This is a genomic window from Vibrio sp. K4 (genome assembly GCF_051122595.1).
GTDB classification, from domain to species: domain Bacteria; phylum Pseudomonadota; class Gammaproteobacteria; order Enterobacterales; family Vibrionaceae; genus Vibrio; species Vibrio owensii.
Window position 1 is genome coordinate 1,720,767 of the sequence record NZ_CP178578.1, and the last position, 19,458, is coordinate 1,740,224.

The 19,458-nt window shown below is 43.6% G+C and carries 25 protein-coding genes and 1 pseudogene; 9 read left to right on the forward strand and 17 right to left on the reverse strand.

Annotated features, from left to right (window positions below):
* Positions 1-34 precede the first annotated feature (34 nt).
* The 6 genes from vxrA to ACLIIY_RS25195 all read left to right on the forward strand — a co-directional run bounded on the left by vxrA (position 35) and on the right by ACLIIY_RS25195 (position 7,114).
* Positions 35-1,456: a sensor histidine kinase VxrA gene (vxrA, locus tag ACLIIY_RS25170; protein ID WP_434529524.1), complete on the forward strand. Its 1,422-nt coding sequence runs from the start codon at positions 35-37 to the stop codon at positions 1,454-1,456.
* Positions 1,431-2,093, forward strand: coding sequence for a response regulator transcription factor VxrB (gene vxrB / locus ACLIIY_RS25175; RefSeq protein ID WP_005435172.1), 663 nt, complete (start codon positions 1,431-1,433; stop codon positions 2,091-2,093). Before vxrA ends, vxrB begins: the two co-directional genes overlap by 26 nt.
* 8 nt (positions 2,094-2,101) lie before the next feature.
* Complete coding sequence (locus ACLIIY_RS25180; RefSeq protein WP_005435171.1) at positions 2,102-2,983, forward strand: DUF2861 family protein; 882 nt, start codon at positions 2,102-2,104, stop codon at positions 2,981-2,983.
* A gap of 59 nt (positions 2,984-3,042) precedes the next feature.
* Complete coding sequence (locus tag ACLIIY_RS25185; RefSeq protein ID WP_434528743.1) at positions 3,043-4,167, forward strand: conjugal transfer protein TraF; 1,125 nt, start codon at positions 3,043-3,045, stop codon at positions 4,165-4,167.
* Positions 4,168-4,209: 42 nt separating this feature from the next.
* A complete protein-coding gene (locus ACLIIY_RS25190; RefSeq protein WP_005427041.1) occupies positions 4,210-4,365 on the forward strand; it encodes a YoaH family protein in 156 nt (51 codons plus the stop codon).
* 1,126 nt (positions 4,366-5,491) lie between these two features.
* Positions 5,492-7,114, forward strand: coding sequence for a GmrSD restriction endonuclease domain-containing protein (locus tag ACLIIY_RS25195; protein WP_434528744.1), 1,623 nt, complete (start codon positions 5,492-5,494; stop codon positions 7,112-7,114).
* Here the strand turns inward: ACLIIY_RS25195 and ACLIIY_RS25200 are convergent.
* Positions 7,115-7,529 (reverse strand): annotated as a pseudogene (locus ACLIIY_RS25200) (phage protein). It lies immediately after the preceding gene.
* A gap of 238 nt (positions 7,530-7,767) precedes the next feature.
* Between ACLIIY_RS25200 and ACLIIY_RS25205 the strand changes: the two are divergent.
* Together ACLIIY_RS25205 and ACLIIY_RS25210 are read left to right on the forward strand one after the other, a co-directional pair.
* On the forward strand, positions 7,768-8,133 hold the full coding sequence (locus ACLIIY_RS25205; protein WP_274291369.1) for a regulator: 366 nt from the start codon (positions 7,768-7,770) through the stop codon (positions 8,131-8,133).
* 91 nt (positions 8,134-8,224) lie between these two features.
* A complete protein-coding gene (locus ACLIIY_RS25210) occupies positions 8,225-8,548 on the forward strand; it encodes a hypothetical protein (RefSeq protein ID WP_274291370.1) in 324 nt (107 codons plus the stop codon).
* Positions 8,549-8,557: 9 nt separating this feature from the next.
* Here the strand turns inward: ACLIIY_RS25210 and ACLIIY_RS25215 are convergent, their stop codons facing one another.
* The 12 genes from ACLIIY_RS25215 to ACLIIY_RS25270 form a co-directional block, all read right to left on the reverse strand.
* Positions 8,558-8,809 carry a hypothetical protein gene (locus ACLIIY_RS25215; RefSeq protein WP_394156188.1) on the reverse strand — a complete coding sequence of 84 codons (252 nt, stop codon included), beginning with the start codon at positions 8,807-8,809 and terminating at the stop codon, positions 8,558-8,560.
* Between the two features lie 483 nt (positions 8,810-9,292).
* Positions 9,293-9,448, reverse strand: a complete 156-nt coding sequence (locus tag ACLIIY_RS25220; protein WP_274291372.1) for a hypothetical protein — start codon at positions 9,446-9,448, stop codon at positions 9,293-9,295.
* The gene (locus ACLIIY_RS25225) at positions 9,445-9,603 is read right to left on the reverse strand and encodes a hypothetical protein (RefSeq protein ID WP_274291373.1); all 159 of its coding nucleotides are present in this window, start codon (positions 9,601-9,603) and stop codon (positions 9,445-9,447) included. Before ACLIIY_RS25225 ends, ACLIIY_RS25220 begins: the two co-directional genes overlap by 4 nt.
* Entirely contained in the window at positions 9,603-10,988 is a 1,386-nt protein-coding gene (locus ACLIIY_RS25230; protein WP_274291374.1) for a zonular occludens toxin domain-containing protein, read from the reverse strand. Before ACLIIY_RS25230 ends, ACLIIY_RS25225 begins: the two co-directional genes overlap by 1 nt.
* A gap of 4 nt (positions 10,989-10,992) precedes the next feature.
* Positions 10,993-11,337 (reverse strand): DUF2523 family protein, encoded by a 345-nt coding sequence (locus ACLIIY_RS25235; RefSeq protein WP_005427048.1) that lies wholly within the window; start codon positions 11,335-11,337, stop codon positions 10,993-10,995.
* 1 nt (position 11,338) lies between these two features.
* A complete protein-coding gene (locus tag ACLIIY_RS25240) occupies positions 11,339-12,838 on the reverse strand; it encodes a hypothetical protein (protein ID WP_157621058.1) in 1,500 nt (499 codons plus the stop codon).
* Positions 12,839-13,007: 169 nt separating this feature from the next.
* Complete coding sequence (locus ACLIIY_RS25245; protein WP_005427124.1) at positions 13,008-13,256, reverse strand: hypothetical protein; 249 nt, start codon at positions 13,254-13,256, stop codon at positions 13,008-13,010.
* A gap of 5 nt (positions 13,257-13,261) precedes the next feature.
* Positions 13,262-13,492, reverse strand: coding sequence for a hypothetical protein (locus ACLIIY_RS25250; RefSeq protein WP_005427132.1), 231 nt, complete (start codon positions 13,490-13,492; stop codon positions 13,262-13,264).
* A gap of 4 nt (positions 13,493-13,496) precedes the next feature.
* Complete coding sequence (locus ACLIIY_RS25255) at positions 13,497-13,856, reverse strand: DUF1293 family protein (RefSeq protein ID WP_005427115.1); 360 nt, start codon at positions 13,854-13,856, stop codon at positions 13,497-13,499.
* Between the two features lie 3 nt (positions 13,857-13,859).
* The gene (locus ACLIIY_RS25260; protein WP_274291375.1) at positions 13,860-15,005 is read right to left on the reverse strand and encodes a replication initiation factor domain-containing protein; all 1,146 of its coding nucleotides are present in this window, start codon (positions 15,003-15,005) and stop codon (positions 13,860-13,862) included.
* The gene (locus ACLIIY_RS25265) at positions 14,989-15,204 is read right to left on the reverse strand and encodes a hypothetical protein (RefSeq protein ID WP_005427128.1); all 216 of its coding nucleotides are present in this window, start codon (positions 15,202-15,204) and stop codon (positions 14,989-14,991) included. The genes ACLIIY_RS25260 and ACLIIY_RS25265 overlap by 17 nt, the downstream gene beginning before the upstream one ends.
* A 3-nt stretch (positions 15,205-15,207) precedes the next feature.
* A complete protein-coding gene (locus tag ACLIIY_RS25270) occupies positions 15,208-15,831 on the reverse strand; it encodes a 3'-5' exonuclease (protein ID WP_274291376.1) in 624 nt (207 codons plus the stop codon).
* Between the two features lie 189 nt (positions 15,832-16,020).
* Here ACLIIY_RS25270 and ACLIIY_RS25275 point away from each other — a divergent pair, with 189 nt between their 5' ends.
* Complete coding sequence (locus ACLIIY_RS25275; protein WP_005445767.1) at positions 16,021-16,389, forward strand: DUF3693 domain-containing protein; 369 nt, start codon at positions 16,021-16,023, stop codon at positions 16,387-16,389.
* A 306-nt stretch (positions 16,390-16,695) separates the two neighbouring features.
* Here ACLIIY_RS25275 and yciH read toward each other — a convergent pair whose 3' ends face one another.
* The 4 genes from yciH to ACLIIY_RS25295 form a co-directional block, all read right to left on the reverse strand.
* Complete coding sequence (yciH, locus tag ACLIIY_RS25280; protein ID WP_005435166.1) at positions 16,696-17,007, reverse strand: stress response translation initiation inhibitor YciH; 312 nt, start codon at positions 17,005-17,007, stop codon at positions 16,696-16,698.
* A 4-nt stretch (positions 17,008-17,011) separates the two neighbouring features.
* Positions 17,012-17,395: a DUF3319 domain-containing protein gene (locus ACLIIY_RS25285; protein ID WP_020196894.1), complete on the reverse strand. Its 384-nt coding sequence runs from the start codon at positions 17,393-17,395 to the stop codon at positions 17,012-17,014.
* A 128-nt stretch (positions 17,396-17,523) separates the two neighbouring features.
* A complete protein-coding gene (locus ACLIIY_RS25290; protein WP_434528745.1) occupies positions 17,524-18,513 on the reverse strand; it encodes a D-alanine--D-alanine ligase in 990 nt (329 codons plus the stop codon).
* Between the two features lie 150 nt (positions 18,514-18,663).
* Positions 18,664-19,233, reverse strand: coding sequence for an SPOR domain-containing protein (locus tag ACLIIY_RS25295; RefSeq protein WP_009704436.1), 570 nt, complete (start codon positions 19,231-19,233; stop codon positions 18,664-18,666).
* Between the last annotated feature and the right edge of the window lie 225 nt (positions 19,234-19,458).

A 19,458-nucleotide genomic window follows, 5' to 3' on the forward strand; every position in this document is an offset into this window, starting at 1 on the left:
TTTGATTAAACAGTTTTTGCTACGTTCTGCCTTAATGCTGCCAATTTTTTCGGCACCCGCATTTGCAGATTCATTACCAGAACGAATAGATACGTTTACAGAGCTATTTAATTACGAAGTGGCTCTTAAATCGTATGATATACGCATACTGCAGTCTAACTATCCGACCAAGTTACTGTCGCCGGATTCGATGTTGCCTCAAACGGCAGATTATCCGCTGAAAGACATTCAGCAACTGTACCGTTTAGCGAACACGTGTCGCGGAAAATTACCATTAAGTCCTTTAATTACTGAACCTTTAGTCTTTACACGTGCCATATGTAAGGGGACGCAACTTACACCACGTTGGTTTTCGCGTAGCGGTTTAATCCACCCAGGTGGTGGTACCTACGCAGCACGTTATGCAGAAAAGTACCCTGAGTTACGTCCTAAGCTTGCTCAGTACATGCATATCAAAGAGCGAAAAAACGACGAAGGGGACGAGCTACTCGAAAGCCTACAGAATATGGATGATGACGCGATCAACGCTCTCATCGCTGGCGCGAGTATGTTTATTGAAGGAAAAGAGTTGTGGTTACGCCGTGGCGACCATTACTTTGTATTCGCTAAAAACGTATGGCAGGAGAACGTAGCAAACGCTGGCCTGTCTTACGGTTTAGCATCAGAAAGCCGAAGCTGCTTCGTAAAACGCGGCAACATTTGTTGGGATGTCGAAGATCACTCGCAAGTGTTGCGGATCAGTATGATCATCCTCGTGATTGCCAATATTTTGTTGGTGATCGGTTGGGCAGTGTATCGTTGGAACAGTAAACGTGAAGAAATGCGCAGCCGAATGTTGGTACTGCAAATTCTAACGCACGAACTAAGAACGCCGATCGCATCACTGTCTTTAACAGTTGAGGGTTTCCGTCGCGAATTTGAACATCTGCCAGAAAGTGTTTATGACGAATTTCGTCGATTGTGTGAAGATACGCGCCGATTACGCCAATTAGCAGAGGCAAGTAAGGATTATTTGCAATCTGATAACCAAATGCTTGCAACAGACTGGGTTCCATCCGTTGCAGAATGGCTAGAATATAAGATTGAAGAAGAATTTGATAACGCTGTACTTTTCAAAATAAATGGAGATGTAGCTGCTAAAGTTAACGTGTATTGGCTCGGGACCTGTATCGATAACTTGCTACGTAACGCATTGAAGTATGGTGAAGCACCGGTTGAGCTATGTGTAGAAACCAGTGCAGATAAAATCATTATCCAAGTCATCGATGCCGGCAGTTTAACTGCGAAAGATTGGGCAAACCTAAGAAAACCGTTCGTGAGTAAGAGCGGCTTAGGACTTGGACTAACAATAGTTGAATCAATGGTAGGCCGCATGGGCGGAAAAATGTCCCTAATGGGACCACCTACAACCTTTATATTGGAGATACCTTGTGAAACAGACACTGCTTCTCGTTGAGGACGATAAAAACTTGGCTGACGGCCTGTTAGTAAGCCTGGAACAAGCAGGATATGAGTGTTTACATGTGGAGCGTATTTCAGACGTTGAGCCACAATGGAAAAAGGCTGACTTAGTCATTCTGGATCGCCAACTACCAGACGGCGATTCCGTACAATCTCTTCCTGAATGGAAAAAAATTAAAGATATCCCAGTAATCCTGCTAACAGCATTGGTTACTGTTAAAGATAAAGTAGCGGGCCTAGACTCTGGCGCAAACGACTACTTAACTAAACCTTTTGCTGAAGCGGAGCTATTTGCTCGCATTCGTGCACAACTACGTGCACCAGATTCAGCAGAGCAAGGTAACGCTGATAAAGTGATGACAAAAGACCTAGAGATCGACCGTGCGACACGCGAAGTCGTATTTAAAGGTGAGATGATCACACTGACTCGTACAGAGTTTGACTTGTTGCTGTTCCTAGCATCAAACCTAGGCCGTGTGTTTACACGTGACGAACTGCTTGACCACGTATGGGGTTACAACCATTTCCCAACAACGCGTACCGTTGATACTCACGTACTTCAGCTTCGCCAAAAACTACCTGGTCTTGAAATCGAAACGCTTCGTGGCGTTGGCTACAAGATGAAAGCGTAAGAGCAAGAATGAAAACACTACTTCCTGTAGTTCTATCATTACTGTTAGTGAAACCAGTCCATGCAACGGACTGGTTTCAAACAAACACACCTCTCACACAAGCGCACCAACATCTCTTAGAAGATGACCTTGGTGGCATGTTCAATTCCCTGGTCGAACTCTGGCAAAGTGAACCCAATAAAGAGCTAAGACCGCATCTTAATGACTTGCTCGCTCAATCATTATCTAAAGACTGTGGTAAATCTCTAACTGGTGTCACACTGCCTGATTGGATCAGCGGTATTAACGTTATTCGTCAGACTATTCAAAGTCCCGGCCGTGACACTTACCGCTTAGTGGTGAAGTTACGTGCAACCACCGATATTGAAGACATTTCTTTTCGTCGTTGGGTTGATAGCTCAATCTCTGCGGATGCCTCATTTAACTATGAAGAGCCGCAAGAGGGCGCAGAACTCGCGAATGAACGAAACTTCCTCAAGCGCTATAACTTAACCGGTAAGTTAGACGCAGGGTTGTATCATCTTTCAATCACGACGAAAGATAACCGCACTTATCGAACTTGGGTAATCTTAGGGGATTCGAACTCGACGCAATACGTTCGTTGGACATCTAAAGAGAATTGGAAGGTCGAAAAGAGCGCATTACGAAATCCGCACTGTCCATTGCCACAACTCGAAGTCGGCTTATACGATTATGTTGAAGGGCAATACGATCAAGTGTGGAAAAAGACCTACGAGTCTAACTATCCAAATGCACTAGAGCTTGAAGGCATCCCCAACGATCGCTATGTGTTAGCTGTGAGCATTAACAGTCGCCGTTGGCAAGGGGACATTATTGTGGAGCAGGCTCAAACTATTAGTCGAACTTATGATGTTTCTCTCGAAGAATAGTTAAAGAAATTACATTTGTGCCGATATAAGTTCAGGAAGAACAAAAACACAAGTGTAGTATGAAGACACAATACAAAATTTTAGCCACTACAATGACTGCTGCGCTATTCTCTGGCGCGGCTTCTGCTGCTACTTACGCAATTGAAGCACGCAGTGATGCGATGGGTGGCGTTGGCACCGTATCTGCCTCTTACCTAACAGCACCATTCTTTAACCCAGCCCTTACCGCGATTTACCGACGTAATGATGATGCTGGTATGATCGTACCGAGCTTTGGTATCAACTATAACGACCAAGATGGCTTAATCGATGAGATTGAGCGCATTGGTAAACTTAAAGACCCTACAGATATCGTCAATTCATTGAACGCCATTGATGGGCAGAAGATGGACTTCGATTTGGGCGGCGTTGTGGCAGTTGGTATCCCTAATCGATTTTTATCGGCAACGGCTTACGGCAAGCTTTACACTGAATCCTTTGTAGCTCCGGAAGTTGATACTTCAGTTCCAGCTGATTCTCTCAAAAACAGTTATGTTCGCGGCGTTTCAATCGGTGTAGCAGAAGCGGGGGTCTCTCTCGCGAAGTACACCAACTTCATGAACCAGCACCTGTCATTTGGTATCACACCTAAACTACAGCGCATCTACACCTATTCATACGCGACAAGCTTTGCAGCATTCGATACTAAAGATCTACGTGAAAATGAAACCGCAGAAACCATGTTCAACTTGGATGCTGGCGCGCTTTGGTTCTTCGGTCCTTATCGATTAGGTATTTCTGCGAAGAACTTGATTGGCCGAGATGTAAAAACCAAGTCATTCACATACAACAGCGACACAATCCAATCCTATGAATACAGCATGCGACCTGTTTACACCGTTGGTGCAGGTTACGTAGCGGATTACTTCAGCTTTAGTGTTGATTACGACCTAAATGAAGAGAAGAAGTTCTCTACCTTTGATGACAACACACAAATGCTACGTGCGGGTTTTGAAATCGATGTACTACGCCAGCTAGCACTTCGTGGCGGTTACATGAAAAACCTAGCTCGTTCAGACGACGAGGGTACGATTACTGCGGGTATTGGATTATCACCACTCAACTTAATAGAGATGGATATTGCCGCTCAATACACCAATGAAAACGCAATGGGCGCTTCAATTAATTTCCTTGCGACCTACTAAGCGAATCGTTATAGTCAGCTCCTCACATTGAGGAGCTTTTTTATGTTTGACGATTTACCACCTCTGTCCCATCAAGAACAGCAACAAGCTGTAGAACGTATTCAAGAGCTAATGCAAAAGGGAACCAGTACCGCAGAAGCGATTAAGATCGTTGCAGAGCAAATTCGAGCAGAATACGCAGCAAAGAAACAAGACTAAGAAATTACGAAGAGCAGGGCACAGACCCTGCTTTTTTACGCCCGTCGAATACATAACCAAAACAGACAGCTCACCCCCTTTCTTCAAACAAAACATTACGTTACCACGTCACACCAATAAACCAGAAGTACAGTAGGAACCTCTACCATAATCAGTTAGTAAAATTTTACTAACTTCAATTAACTGTCACTTTTAAAATGCAGAGGAAAACACCGCCCATAGAGGATAATGCCAATAAAAGCCATAAAATACAGCGAGTTAACAAAGGACAAAAGACTAACGCAGAATTATGCGAAGCATGATTCTGTAATTAAATTACAAAGGCCAATTTGAGCGAGTGAGTGGGTAGTGGAATATTCTGCAAAAATCTAAAAGAGACACCGTCACTTTGTTGCTAACTTAGATAAGTTCGATATAAAGGGAACTTTGAGGACAGTAAGTGCTTGCGGACTAACATCCATTAATCCAACAGTACTCACCTAAAACAGCAAATCTAAATGTGTGAATAGAAAGAAATCGGATTGGATGGATGTGCAGTTAGTGCTGTTATTTTTAAGAAAATGATCATTAGGCAACACAACTAGGCAGAGCGCTTCTAGAACCTCTTTTACTTACGTGTTACGACGTAACGTGGCGTGTAACATAAAGAAATAGAGCGCAACACGCTTGTACCACTAATAGTGTTCTGCGTAGGGAAGTTCGTTTTCCCTACCTGATTTAGCTTCAATGCAGAAACTCAGTGGCAAGTTATCGAAAGAAAATAGAAGAATGTAAGTAAGGTTGAGTTATGTATGGTGGGTCTAATCATTGTGCAATGAGGATCTGAAAAACGCTTAAACCTTTCGAGTGAATTCAGACCCACACTAATGACGATTTACACAGCGGGCAGGGAGCCAATACATTTGGCAGGTCGATTGACCTCGACAGGCTTCCAATTCGTTTTCATCGACGTCCACCAAAAATCAAGAAGCCTACAATAAAGCCGAACCTTAGCGATGGGGTTCGGCTTTTTTGATTTAGAGCATTCTTTTGTATATAAACCAGTTACATATGCTTAGTTTTTAGTATCCAATGTTGTAAAATGCACATTTCATATAATTGCTATCATCAAAAAGAAAAATAACATATGAGTACAAAAAGCAACGCCGAATTAGATGTAACATCTATCCGAGTCCAGAAGTTAATCGAAAAAATCGAAGACGGGGCTATAAAGGTACCAGAATTTCAACGCGGTTACGTTTGGAAACCACAACAAGTTATTGAACTATTAGAAAGTATTGTCAAAAATTACCCTGTAGGAAGCATTTTATTATGGGAAGCCGAAAAGGGCGACAAATTACAATCTTCGCGACATATTGCAGGTATTAACTTGCCAGAAGTACCAGACAAATACCCTGTACAATACTGCCTAGATGGTCAACAGCGTATATCTACTCTATTTGGTGTTTTCTGGCAAAATGCCGTTGCTATTGGAAGCTCACAATACAATCCAGAGCAAGGGGTATTTGAAGTCTATTATGACTTAGAAGAAGACTGCTTTGTTCATGCTAATGAGCTAGATACGATTGATGAGAAGCGATACTTTTACCTTCGTAACTTGCTATCAAATGAAAAGCAAATCGATGTATTTATGACCCACGGTTATGAGAAAGAAGTAATGCAGAAAGTAAGTAAACTTTCTAGCAAATTCTTGAACTACGATATGCCGATAATTCAAATAAGCAATAGAGCCATTGATGAAGTTGGTGTCATCTTCGAGCGCATCAATAACACAGGCGTGAAGCTGAACACCATGGATTTAATGACGGCATGGACGTGGGATGAAGAGTTTCATTTAAGAGATGAAATCGATGAGCTCTTAGAGGAACTAGAAGCTCATTGCTCATTTAAGCTAGATAGCACGCTTATTCTACAAATAACATCTTCAATCCTAAACAACTCGACGTCCTCAAAAAGCATTCTGTCGATAAACCCAACCACTTTTAAAGACAACTGGCCAGACATCTGCAAAGCGATAAAACAAGCGATAGAGCATTTGTCGGCAGATTTATTGTGCAAATCAGGAAAGTTCTTGCCTAACAAGCAGCTGCTATGTGGAATGAGTTACTTTTTCCATCGCTGTCCAAAACCAAATGCTAAACAGGTTGACGCCCTGAATGCTTGGTTCTGGATTACATCATTTAATCGCAGATACGATGGTGGTAATACTACTCAAAAGATGGATCATGACTTATCTACGATGGAACGCCTAATTGAAGGCGAGAAAGCCAGTAAAATAGAGGCACTAAAGGTAACAGAAGAAGTTCTAATGAAATCAACATTTTCCATTAGAAGTTCATTGACAAGAACTGTACTACTGTTACAAGCACAGCACTCACCAATGGACATGATCTCTGGAACCAAGATAAATATTGGCAAAGTTTTAGCTCAATACAATCGCAGTGAGTTCCACCATGTATTCCCAGACGCATTCTTGAAAAACGCTCAAGGAGTGTCTAATAAAGACGAGAGATACACATTATTGAACTTCTGTTTCTTATCTTCTGCGTCTAACAAGAAAATAGGAGCAAAAGCCCCGTCAGAATACTTCAAAACCCTTCTGGCAAAGGGCAAAGAGCAGAGCATATTAGACTCAAACTTGTTACCAAATGAGTTGTCTATCTATGGCAGCAATCACTACAAAGTATTCATAAGACGACGTGCTAAACTTATAATTGCCACAGTAACCAACATGGTTAAAGGTAAGTAATCACCGTAGTTTTGACGGTATCCATTCGGCGGCTTTCACTCGACGGCCGCCTTTAAACGGTAAGACGTTTTCTTTAGCAGGATAGACTTTTGGTTGGTCTATATGCCCAAATTTCTCAACAAGCTAACGATGCTCGTCACGCCAGAACACAAAGCTCTCTAATTCTTTAGAGCTGAACTCACGGCCAGACGGCGTAATGATGATGGCACGTTTCTCACAGACACGAAAGGCAGACCAACGTAAATCGTTAGGCAAGTAACCAAGCGACTTAATCAGCATTAGTTTTCTTGCCATTGGAATGATTGGAACAGAGCCAACGAGTCATCGTCGGTTTGGACAACTGAAAGTATTCAGCGCCTTGCTTGATGGATTTAAACTCACGCCAAAAGAGTGTACGGAATGATTCGTGAAAGATGACAATGCTGGAGTAAATACAATGAAGCGATAATTATCTTTTTCACTGAAGGTAATCAGCAACAGCTAAAGTCTTAAAAGCAAAGAATGTTGATAATCTTAGGAGGACATTTTAAAGTGGCTAAAACCTGACATTACTAAATTGCTCTAACACCCTCAGTGCGCATTATGGGCACTTATGTTTAATGCAGTTGCATATCACTTATTTATAAAATGCCCCCCTTTTGAGGGACAGTTCAATGAAGTATCACGAAATGACAAAAAACTATATTTTTCGTGAGTTTGAATGTGGTTTAACCGTTGAAGAAGCTGCTGAACTTTGTTTGAAAAGTGTGAGAACGATCAAACAATGGGATAAGGGAAATGCTATTCCGCCAGAGTGTAGAAGGCTGATGCGCATGAACAAGGGCAGGGAACTGAGCATCTGCGAAGATTGGGAAAACTTCGTGATGAGACATGACCGCTTAGAGCTTCCGACCGGACAACTAGTAACAGCTCAACAAGTTTTAATTGGTGTAGCGCTGTTAGAGCTAGGTGCTTCTAATGATATCGAAGTGGCTCATCAGATCCTAAAGTATGCTAGGGCTTTAAAGAGATTGATTTAACACAAAGGCTCATTTTGAGCCTTTTATAAGCAACTCCACGCATTACAGTGTCTATAATATATAAGAGAGCTTTACCAGCGAGGGATACGATATGGATACTATCGAGAGATTAGGCGTACTCGAATACTCTAAACGTTTAATGGAATATTCTTTAGAAGCGAAAATCACTCCCTTAAATGTCCTGTTTGGCAATCCATTAAACAAACTTGAAAAGATGTCCAAGTTGTTGGGTGATTACTTGGAAAATAAGTCAGCAAGTGATGGCTACAGCTGGACTGATGAAGATAAAGCTAGGTCAAATTTACTGGTTAGCCAAACTCGCATTATTGAACTTCATATCCATACTAACAACCTTATACTCTCAGCAGCCTGTATAGTAATTTTTTGCATGACGCTCTTGATATTCACCATGTGATTTCACAGTTTAGTCAATAACTGTGGGCGTTAACACTACATCTATCTCCGAAGTTGTAAAATGGCCTTTCGTAGCGTCATCAACCTTCCTTATTATCTTATTTACCTTATATAAGAAAGTACCTGCGGGGATCATCATAAACTCGCCTACAGATGGGATATCTTTACTTTCTGCTTTCTCCATTACTAGCAGAGGTTCGCTTAAAGTAATATCCCATTCATCCTGTAAATCGTCGTCTAACTTGTAAAAGTTTATGTTCATGCTACACCTTTAGTTTCATATTAAGTCAAAGAAATTATAGACAATTAATCTATCTTTAAAACCCTAATATCATGAGTTTAGGTGGAATTTACCCCCGTAATACAGATACGGGGGTTTTGACCTCCCGCCGCACGTCGCGCAATCGTCCTAGCCCGTCCTCACTTGCTCCGCGCTCTAGTCGGCAGTCAAACCAAATCATTAGAAATGAGAAAAGCCTTGCTCGGCACTCGCAAAGCTTTGGTGCTGATAGTCCTGATGTGTTCCAGTAGGTTTATGCGCCTTTGGGGTGGTTAGTCTCTGCGAGGCTGATTCTTGCAGGGCGAGGGGCGGCTCTACATATTTTGGCTTGGGCAGTTAGGGACACTCGCCAGTCTAAGCAAGTGCCCAAGATCGCCAGTAGTGAGTGGCTCGGTGCTTCGTCGTCGCTCCGCAACTCCTTATATCTCGGTGACTCCCTTCGGTCGGGGCGATGCCCAATCCGTTCTAACCATATATGGCTTTACTCATTGCTATCTCAAACCGCAAAACAAATAGCTTACGTTCTTGAAGCTGCTCGAATGTCGGCGGCCCAACTAGAACGAACGCTCCAAACGCTGAGTTATAGACCGCACGATTAAACAGTTCTGGTGTCATCTTCATTGTTCGGTTTCCTTATTCAGATAGTCACACAACCGTCGAATTCCTGAGCGAAACAAGTCGTAAACGATGATCACTAAGATCGCGTTTAACATCGAGAGATGGTCGAACAGCTCGATGATTTCAACAAGCTGCCCATGCGTCACGTATTCATTCATTAGGTTTCGTCTCCTCCAAATAGACCGCCAACTGGCTTGAGTTCTATGTCTTGTTCTTGGCGCTGCGCATATTGTTCGTAAGGTGAGCACGTCACATAGAAATTGGACTCTCCGCGAGACAGCTGGACGAGGCAATCGTCCAGATACTCCATTTGTATGCCGAGCTTGTGAAGAAAACCGTCATCGAGGTAGGTCACACCGCGCGGCGTGACCACCTCAAAATGAACACTGACATGTATCGAACTTGGCTTGTGCCAACGTTCAACGGCTGACACATAGATACTTTCTGAGTTAGCCAGTGGGAACCATGCCGGAACCGTTCCTATGTCATGATAAGTCCTATTCCCGCAACCAGTACCCGTACAGCCAGAACGACCAGAACCCACGACAGAATTATCCGCAGAAGTTTGCCCAGGGCTCGATTTACTTTGCGAAGACGAAACAGAACTTTGCTGCGTAGTTTGATGAGGCTGCGTTCCTTGCGAAGCTGCCGCCTCAGGATCAGAAAAAAGACCAATAAGCGCATAAATGACATACCCAAATGAAAGCACCATCAGTGCCATAGCTGCTAAGAATTTAGGATTCAGAAAGATGTTCTTTCCAAGTCCCGCTTTAGTGATTTGCCCCGTAACGGTGGAGGCATAGAGTAGGTGAACATCAAGCGGGACTTTGAGGTTGTACACCACATCGTCTTTGCTTGGTTTGGTGACCGTTCTTGTTGGGTCATGTTCTAGGATTCGAGGTTTACGGTTGGAAAAGAAGATCCCATCTTTCCCTTTGTGCTGTTTGGCCAACTCAGCCACGCCTTTTAACTCTTTAGGGATTTGAGCAAAGTCGGGCGTGAGCAAGACAATATCCCAGTTGTAGTGCCGGTGCTCCATAAAGGCATTGTTGAAGTTTTCCGGATAGATGATGCGGCCTTGCTCGTCAAAACGAGTGCGTTGGCAGTCGTCTATCTCGCCATTGTCCAAACTGGATGTATCTACAGTCAGCCAACGAGACTGAAACAACTCAGAGAATCCTTCGGGTAGATGCGGCTCAAAGTCAGTAAAAGGGCGCTTGTGTATGTTCGCCATTTTAAAGCCTGCATTGGTGGAGTAGATTTGCTGACACTCATCAATGAGGATGAACGCCCCAATTGGCGCCCAACAGAAAAAGTATTTCCAAAGCTCAAAGCCTTCAGGGTTGCGCGAACTGATGCGGATAAGACGAGCACTATCTGGAAACTTCTCACCCAGTCTTTGCTCGATGACTTCTAAGGGCTGCATGCCATGAATGTTAGTAATACAGATGCGACCCTCACGCAGTGCAGGCAATAAGTCGAACCATACTGCACATGCTGATTTGTAAGAGCCGCCGTGACCATATCGAAAGGAAGTTGCCATTGGATCACCAGTTAAAGAAACGCATAACTAAAGAAGTGGCGAACGCATCGAAGATGATACGTAGGCCAGAAGTAACGCCGTACTCGGTCAGGATGTAACGAACGTCAGAAGGCAGGGCGTTGAAGCGGTCTTCAACCAAGGTATAAACGCCATATTCTTCGAGTAGCAGCTGCGCTATCTTGAGCGCCATTTGTATCGATGCAATCTTGATATCGAGCCAAACCGAGATAAGCCACATTCCGCCGTATTCAAACGCATTCTTTATCCAAGCAATTGCCACGTCGAAGAAGTCGAGAAAGGTCTGCCCAATGTTGGCGATGAACTCTAATGCAGAGTAGATGTACTCCATGTTATTTACTCCTATTACCAAACAGCACCCAAAGAGCAATCAAGGCACAAATGAACAAGACGACCGGACGAACGTAACCGGACACGGAGTCGAAACGTTGCAGGCCAGACTCAACCGTCGCACCTTTAATCGAAAACGATTTGTCACTTAATGTGCCGTTATTGAAGTTGGTGCCGATGCTCACCAGTCCTTTGATGTCATCCACGTAGTCTTGAATAGAATCGGCTTTGCCATCGATAACGGTTTGCAGATTGGCGAAGTCCTCAGCCGTGAAGATTTCTCCAGTGATTGCGGTGCCTGTTGGTGTGCCAAAGTCGGAGCCAGTCAGTAAACCCTCGATAGAATCCAAGCTGTTGCCCAGTTCACCAAGGGAATCACCCAAGCCTTGTAAGTCCGTTCGAACGCCAATGGTGGCGTTGGTGTTGTTATTGACTGCCGTAGTAATGTCGCCGTTGGCCTGTTGGATAAGGGCTTTGGTGTTCTCATATATTTTGTTGTCATTGATTTGCTGCTCTTGAATAGCTTGCGTGTTATCAACGAGCGAACCTTTCACCTCAATAACGGCATTGGCTATCTGAGTTTGCGATTCGTTAAGGTCAACGTTGAGGTCATGAATGCCTTTGTTGATGTCTTCATTCAAACCTCGAATGGCAGAAACAACTGCCGTGTCCGTCGATTCATCTGTGTCAGGTTCTTCAACGTCTGGCTCTGGGTCAACGTCGTTGGGGTCGAACGTGTTGGTCGAGTCATCGGGTAGGACACTTGGATCTTCAATCTCGCCCGTTGGATCATCTGGCTCATGGGTCGGGTCTTCGGGTTCTTCCGGTGGGATAATCGGTTCATCAGGGCCTTTGTCACCCCAAAACAAAGTGCCGCCGTCACACTGTCGGCCAGTGTAAGCAAAGTTCAGCGAGCATTGAGAATCCGGCGTGTATTGTCCATCAGGGACGCCAGTGCAAATGATGGTGGATTCGTTCTTGGTCATTTCGCATCGAGTCGCACCGTAATCACCATAACAAGCGCCTGTTACCAATTCGCCATAAACAGCAGGGTGCCAATGGAGCTTAACGGTATCGCCAATGGACTGTTTGAACTGGCAAGCGTCCATACAAGTCCCATCGGGATTGGTGCCAAATTCACAGTTCGATTCGCACATGTTTTCTCGGTTAAGCTCGGTACCAGCAGGACACTGAAACCCATACCAACCGTTAAACCTAACCGTTTGACCGGGATAATCTCCGCCTGAAACATTACAAATGGAACCGCCACCATACTTGTTCACTTGTAAAAAGCACGTCGTGGTTTTGTAGTTCTTATAAGGCACGCTGCGATTCTCAAGACAAGAAAGCACCGACGCAATGGTGTAGCTCTTGCCGTTCTCAGCGCAATCGAAGATAGAGTTAACGTCACGAGCAACAGCGGTCACCGGAAACTGGGTAGCACTGGCATGAGAATAGAAAGAGAACAAAAGCAGCGGTAAGAAAAGGAATAGCTTTTTCATAGAACAACCAATAAAAAAGGGAGCCGAAGCCCCCTTGATTAACTGATTAGTGAGTATTGATGCCACTCACAAAGCCGTGGAGAAATGCCCCCGCAAAGGCAACACCTAGAATGATAGCGAGAACATCTCCAAGTAAATTACCAGATAAAGGAGGCATGGAGGCGAACCGTTAGCGACGCAAGAAGCCAACAACCATAGTCACACCAAAGCCCAGTGCAGCCATACCAATCAGACCCGCAACAACCAGTGATACATTGCTTTGACCGCCAGAGACAGCGGCGTTGATAGCGCCTGTAATATCTGGTGTTTCAGCAAAAGCCGGAGAAACGGAAGCAAGCATAAGTGCAGAGCCTACGGCTGTTTTTTTGTTTACGACTGCGTGTTTTACGTTATTTACAACAAGTTCTAGTTTTTTCATAAGATTTACCTTTTACTCATAAGGCGAACAACACGACCCACCCAGTGACCAACGACCATGTTGATCAAGAGCACGCCACTGACATATAGGAACAAGTCACCGTTGAACAGGACTGGATCCTTATATTCTTGATACTCCACCGCCGAAATCAGCACGTAGTCTTGGCAATTGTCGACGTGAGTTTTCGTCGCTTTTAAATTGCCGTACTGGTTAACAACGGTGACGCATACAGACATTTTTCTAACCTTGAACTGATTTCATTGAAGCTTCGAAGTGCTTTTTAAGTTCTGGGTCGACAGGGATAAGCGCTGTCACGATGGCACCCGCCAATGGATCTTCTGGATTGATTTCAAGTTGCAACTGGTACTCACGACGAGGAACCAGAGCACCAGTGCGCTCAAGAAGCAGGGCGTAACTGTGTTCAATCATCAATGGTTGATCCCATTGCGGGTTTACGTCACCAGATTCACCGATGGTGCGACGCTTGAATTTCTCCGAGTTAATTTCGCGTAGTGGACGCGAGATATTCAGTTGAGCACTGTCACCACGTGCCGAGTTCCAAGTGATGTCCATGCCAAGAACAAAAACAGATTTAGCCATTTGTTAAGTCTCCAATATGTGAGTCACCAACTTTCCGTAGGTATCGGGGAAGGTGAATTTTGTTCCATCACGGACGAGTGAGCCGACAACGGTTTCAATGTCGCCCTCATGGAATTCGATTAAAGAGTTGAGGATTTTCCCGTACTGGCGACGCATCCAGTGAGCCGAGGCCAACAGGTCTAACGCCGCGCGTTTAGTCGGGACAGGTTTTGTATTGAATTTCTTTGCAGTAGAAATCGACGCTGCGAAATCGTTGATGGCCGCGAACGCGCCAGCTGGGTTAAGCAGAACATCGATATTCCATTTTTTCAGTTCGACTTCTGAGCGATACCAAACCAAACCCGTGTTTGCGAGTTTCTGCTCAAGCGCCTTGTTGTAGATACGCCAGTAAATACGAGAAGTACGAGAGCCAATGGAGTATTGCTCTTTGGTGTAATCAGGGCGGCCATCACGAAAGCCCGCAATCGTATGGTCTACATGCAGAACCGGATTACGGCCACGTTCAGCCGTTCGAAACGCATTGTCGTTCCAAGCGGTACGCGCATATTCACAATCAAAAATGCCGTCGTAATCATCATAAGCGAGGTCAACACGCGCCAGAGTTTGAACGCCAAGCACGTTAGTCAGCCAATCATGCAGCGACCAAGGTTGACGGCGAGCAAAGACATGTTTGCAACCCGTACCATTTATCTGAAAATGCACTGTGTCATTGTTGCCGCCAATACCAACAAAGCCGCAGAAGTCTTCACCGTCTGGCGAAGTCAGTTTCATTGACTCGGTATAGAACTGGAAACCCAAACCGCGAGGTGCAGACAGTGACAACCCAAGCACTTGATTGGTGAAGATACGCAAGCAATCTTCCAAATAGTTGCGGTAGCAGATATCAAAGGCGCTGTTGTACGCTTCAATCTCTTCAGCCGTCTTCGCAAGGGTCGGATTAAACTCAGGTGGAGCAGGGAACTTAGGTGCTTTACAGTTACGCTGTAACAGGGATTTAGGCGCTAAACCTTTGTATTCTTCATGTTTATGCAGACGTTGAACTGCGTTATGACAATGGCGTAAGTCCTTGACTGCAAATGTAAAACATAGGTAGTCGATATGAACCGATTGCTCATCAAACTTCTTAAGGATGTTAGTTGCAGTAGTCATCGAACACCCCCAAATCAACGCGTTCTTGGTAAGTCGTATTGGTGATGGACACCAATTCATAAGACACAAATTGAGACGAAGCCCAAGACTCAAGATGAGACATCGACTTAAGCAAATCCCATTCATCACAGCCTTTGACCAACACGGAAACCGTGTAATCAGGCAGCAAGTCGAAATAGATGATTTGAGCTTCGTTCATGGATTAAGCCTCTAAACTAGGCTTGGTGACACTGTCACAATTTTGATTATTTTGGTTTTCAATCTGTGAGTTAACGGCGTGAATCAATCGACGAGTCATTTCGCAATCAGCCAGTGCTCGGTGCGCCGTTAAGTCAGACACATCAACATTCTGTTGAGCACAGGCGTTTGAAAGTGATTGCCACTTGTAATCTTCATGGTGCTCATTCCAAACACCGAAGAACTCGGCGTACCAAAGCATTGCACACTGAGGAACACAGAATTTGAAAAACAAATCGTGAACGGATTGAACGTAAGCAGCGTTACAGTGCTTATCCAAAGATTGGATGATTAAGCGCGTATCAAAATCTGAGTTGTAGATGATGATTGGACGACCGTTAAGAAGCGGAAGAAAATGATTCGAAAAGACTAAGTGAAAGTCGGGCGCATCTTTAACGTCTTCATTGGTGATGCCATGAATATCTGTCGCGTCAGCAGGAATAGAACAAGTTGGTTTAACAAGTTCATTCACGATAACTTTGCCAGAATCAGCACAGATAGCAGTGAACTCAACAATTTCTGCGTCAGAGCCTAAGCCAGTAGTTTCTGTATCGATGATGATCGCATTTTCAGTAGACAGTTTTTTCATAGCAACACCTTGACCGTTGAGAGTGACCACCAAGACCAGACGCGAGCGTCAAGGGCAAACGCCTAAATCAAGGCGGCCAATACGAAATATTTCGTACAGTTAATACGAGATTCTTCATAGTGTAAATACGATAAATTCCGTACAAATGAGCTAGAATCGTTAATAACGATCTAAAGGCAGGATTCAAAAATGTATACAAACAAACTCATTGACGCTTACAAAGAGCAAATGAAGTATGTGCAATACAAGCAAATCGCCCCAGATTTAGGCATCAGTCCTCAAATGCTTACTGACGTGCGAAAAGGAAGAACATACTTAAAGGAAAATCAGATACTTATGCTTGCAGAAGCTATAGGTGAAGATAAAGAAAAGGCACTTGTTGGATTAGCATTAGATAAAGCGAAAACTTACGAAGCACAGACGTTGTGGACGAGCATAGCAAAAAAGTTTAATGGGCTTGGATTAACAAGTATTTCAATGGCTTGTGCAGGATTTGCAGTAGCTTTTTCAAGCCCAGTGGAATCCTCAATTCAGTGCGCATTATGTATATTATGTTAAATGAAATATCCACGTACGCCAATTCTTCTCTAGTTTGGTCTCCTATCCCTCTCAGATTTTAAAATACAGCGCTTTTCGTTGGTGTCATTAAACATAACCGTGATTTACCATAAAATAGCTAATATGGATCTATCAATCTACGATTGCTTGCTCTGCTATTAGCTGAGTTTCTTCAATAGACTTTCTGTGTTTGTCACTTCGTACTGATTGTTATCTTCGGTTTAGTTCTTCAAGTCACCAAACAAACTGCAGATACAAAAAGAGCGTCAATTGAGACGCTCTTTAAAATCTACTGAACTGTTTGGATTAACCACCGGCTAATTTTACTGTCATGCCTTTCTTCTCAAGATGTGCTTTGATCTTGTCACGAGCATCACCTTGAATTTCGATGTTGCCATCTTTTACAGAGCCACCACAACCGCAGACTTTCTTAAGTTCAGCGGCTAGCAATTTAAGTGGCGCGTCATCCATATCCAAACCAGTTACAATACAAACACCTTTGCCTTTACGGCCTTTAGTTTGCTTTTGGATACGAACAATACCGTCGCCTTTAGGACGTTCGACTTTTTCTTCTTCTGGTTTGATTCGACCAGTTTCTGTTGAATATACGAGAGTCATACTCTTATTTCTTTTGTTGTTGTGCTTGTAGCGCTTTTTGTTTCGCAACCAAATACGCTTCGATATGGCGTTGAATCGCAGGCTTCGCACCCTTGATTAATTTGCCATTGAACATACAGTACCAAGCGTTGGGCTCGCCTGTATCATTCTTTATCGTGTAGCCGTTAAATACTTCAGATTGAGGATTGTTAGTGCTTTGCGCTCTTTGCCCCAGAGTTGCGAACTCTTTTGGGTCAATGATAGATGCTGTGTCACACCACCAATCTATGCTCTTTTTTACCGCCGTCAAACTGCCTTGTAAAACGTGGTTTTTGATCTTTACCTTCCAAACGCTACCGTCAGGTCCGCCTGATTGCAGGTTAAAACCTCTATAATTTGAAATTGCCATACCACTGAGCCATCTATTTAATGCTTTGATACAATCATAAATGCAACTGAGTAATATTCAAACTTTAACGCTGTCACATTACTCAGTTATGCTTAGGTTTACCACAAAATGAATGACGGTAACGTTAGTTAGATTGCAGTATGAATACAATCTGCTAGGAATTCATGGAATTTGTGACCGTTGTTTTGCAGCATTTTAGGGAACATCGAAATCGGCGTCATACCTGGGAACGTGTTTACTTCGTTTAGGTAGATTTCATCATCTTCTGTTAAAAAGAAGTCGATGCGCGATAAATGACGTAAATTCATTTGCTTAAAGACGGTTTCTGAAGCGACACGAATCGTTTCTACCTGTTCTTCCGTTAGGTTTTTCGCTTCAACTTCAGTCAATGAATGGCTTGAGCTGCTGTACTTCTCATCGTAAGAGTAAAAAGCACCATCAGGCGCAATCACTTCGCCAGGCTTTGTAATGAATAATTGACCATTCATCTCATAAGCGGCAACTTCTAGCTCACGAGGCTTGACTGATTTTTCTACCAATACTTGCTCTGAGAAACCAAATGCATCGTTAACGGCTTGCGATAAAGCTTCCTTTTCAGTGACACTGTAACAGCCAACTGAAGAACCTTGACGAGCCGCTTTGACAAACACTTTACCCCACTTATCAAACGCTTGTGACGCTTGTTCATGGGCTTGTTCATCATTACGCGTTAAGAAAAGGTATGGTGTGTTTGGGATACCAATCGCATCGTACCAAAGCTTTGATGTGATCTTATTGAAGCTGTTGCTGCTCGCTTCAGGCCCACAACCTAGGTAAGGAATACCCGCGATTTCAAACATAGATTGGATATCACCAGTTTCACCCGGGAAACCGTGGATACAAGGGACAATGAAATCGATATCTAGGTTAAGGTTGTCTGAGCAAAGCTTTTTGGTATTAAGGTCCAAATAAACCAGTTCACCTTGGTTTGTCACCCAACCTTCATTTTTGATTTCTACGCGCGTTACGCTTACGTTTTCGATCAGATTTAACTGTTGTTCTACAAAGTTTGCAGAAAGCAGTGAAATCTCATGCTCAGATGAGCCGCCACCGCATAGTAAAAGGATATTTTTGATCATGAATCAATCTTTCCGTGATTTCCAAAAGATACTATTCAGTATGATAAACCTTTGAGTAGTAACGTACAGTAATTTTACTGTGAGGAATACTGTTCGAATAGGAATTAACCAAAGAAAGAAGGGAGCAATTTGCTCCCTTCTCTTGTTCAATTAGTTTAGCTTGTTAAGCGTTGGATATGCCGAGTTTTTAATGGCATCAATGCTCTTAACGAAAGGCTTAAGTTGCTGGAAATGACCCGGCAATGTTGAGATCGCATTCTTCGCTTCTGCGCTTGTTGCGTAATCACCGTAAAGCACTGAGAACCATTTCGTGCCGTTTACCACTTTGTAGTTTTCCCAGATTGGCTGGCCGTTTTGAGGAAGTTGACGTGCAAACTGGTCAACTTTCGCTTGGCTACCTACAGCAACAACTTGAATGGTGTAACCAAAGCGCTGGATACCCGCTTGTTTCTTGCTAGGCGGAATGATCTTAACTGGTTTCGCCTGATCTTTAGGGGTTAGTTTCACCACCTTTTTCTCTTCAGGCTTCGCAGTCATTTTTACAACTGTTGGTTCTACGTCTTTCTCAACCACTGCGTTCTCAGACGACATAATTGGTTTAGAAATTGACTGAGATTGGTAGTCTTCTCGGTAGCTTTCTGACGTTACGTCAGTGATGTAAGTTTCCGATGCACAAGCAGAAAGCAGTACAGACAAGCCGATGATTGCGATTTTTTTCATGAAGTAACAAACGCTCTGGATAAATATTACGATAAATCATGCCGATAGCAGGCTATTTTATCAAGCACCAAACACAATAAACTGTGATTTTGGTGTGATGAGTGACACAAACTCTGTACGCTTGGCTCAGTTTTAAGCCAATGTCTGGCCTGTTCATATTTCAACAGTGACTTATTCGTTTATGATTGTATGAGGAATGACCAACCGTTCTCGGTGTCAATGGCC

Coding starts and splice junctions, on each gene's coding strand:
- ACLIIY_RS25205 (WP_274291369.1), top strand. CDS start 7,768: ATGAAGTATCACGAAATGACAAAAAACTATATTTTTCGTGAGTTTGAA.
- ACLIIY_RS25230 (WP_274291374.1), bottom strand. CDS start 10,988: ATGGCAACTTCCTTTCGATATGGTCACGGCGGCTCTTACAAATCAGCA.
- ACLIIY_RS25180 (WP_005435171.1), top strand. CDS start 2,102: ATGAAAACACTACTTCCTGTAGTTCTATCATTACTGTTAGTGAAACCA.
- ACLIIY_RS25295 (WP_009704436.1), bottom strand. CDS start 19,233: ATGAAAAAAATCGCAATCATCGGCTTGTCTGTACTGCTTTCTGCTTGT.
- ACLIIY_RS25290 (WP_434528745.1), bottom strand. CDS start 18,513: ATGATCAAAAATATCCTTTTACTATGCGGTGGCGGCTCATCTGAGCAT.
- ACLIIY_RS25275 (WP_005445767.1), top strand. CDS start 16,021: ATGTATACAAACAAACTCATTGACGCTTACAAAGAGCAAATGAAGTAT.
- ACLIIY_RS25190 (WP_005427041.1), top strand. CDS start 4,210: ATGTTTGACGATTTACCACCTCTGTCCCATCAAGAACAGCAACAAGCT.
- ACLIIY_RS25260 (WP_274291375.1), bottom strand. CDS start 15,005: ATGACTACTGCAACTAACATCCTTAAGAAGTTTGATGAGCAATCGGTT.
- ACLIIY_RS25220 (WP_274291372.1), bottom strand. CDS start 9,448: ATGAAGATGACACCAGAACTGTTTAATCGTGCGGTCTATAACTCAGCG.
- vxrA (WP_434529524.1), top strand. CDS start 35: ATGCTGCCAATTTTTTCGGCACCCGCATTTGCAGATTCATTACCAGAA.
- ACLIIY_RS25195 (WP_434528744.1), top strand. CDS start 5,492: ATGAGTACAAAAAGCAACGCCGAATTAGATGTAACATCTATCCGAGTC.
- yciH (WP_005435166.1), bottom strand. CDS start 17,007: ATGACTCTCGTATATTCAACAGAAACTGGTCGAATCAAACCAGAAGAA.
- ACLIIY_RS25225 (WP_274291373.1), bottom strand. CDS start 9,603: ATGAATGAATACGTGACGCATGGGCAGCTTGTTGAAATCATCGAGCTG.
- ACLIIY_RS25235 (WP_005427048.1), bottom strand. CDS start 11,337: ATGGAGTACATCTACTCTGCATTAGAGTTCATCGCCAACATTGGGCAG.
- ACLIIY_RS25270 (WP_274291376.1), bottom strand. CDS start 15,831: ATGAAAAAACTGTCTACTGAAAATGCGATCATCATCGATACAGAAACT.
- ACLIIY_RS25245 (WP_005427124.1), bottom strand. CDS start 13,256: ATGAAAAAACTAGAACTTGTTGTAAATAACGTAAAACACGCAGTCGTA.
- ACLIIY_RS25215 (WP_394156188.1), bottom strand. CDS start 8,809: ATGAACATAAACTTTTACAAGTTAGACGACGATTTACAGGATGAATGG.
- ACLIIY_RS25265 (WP_005427128.1), bottom strand. CDS start 15,204: ATGAACGAAGCTCAAATCATCTATTTCGACTTGCTGCCTGATTACACG.
- ACLIIY_RS25210 (WP_274291370.1), top strand. CDS start 8,225: ATGGATACTATCGAGAGATTAGGCGTACTCGAATACTCTAAACGTTTA.
- ACLIIY_RS25240 (WP_157621058.1), bottom strand. CDS start 12,838: ATGAAAAAGCTATTCCTTTTCTTACCGCTGCTTTTGTTCTCTTTCTAT.
- ACLIIY_RS25285 (WP_020196894.1), bottom strand. CDS start 17,395: ATGGCAATTTCAAATTATAGAGGTTTTAACCTGCAATCAGGCGGACCT.
- ACLIIY_RS25185 (WP_434528743.1), top strand. CDS start 3,043: ATGAAGACACAATACAAAATTTTAGCCACTACAATGACTGCTGCGCTA.
- ACLIIY_RS25250 (WP_005427132.1), bottom strand. CDS start 13,492: ATGTCTGTATGCGTCACCGTTGTTAACCAGTACGGCAATTTAAAAGCG.
- ACLIIY_RS25255 (WP_005427115.1), bottom strand. CDS start 13,856: ATGGCTAAATCTGTTTTTGTTCTTGGCATGGACATCACTTGGAACTCG.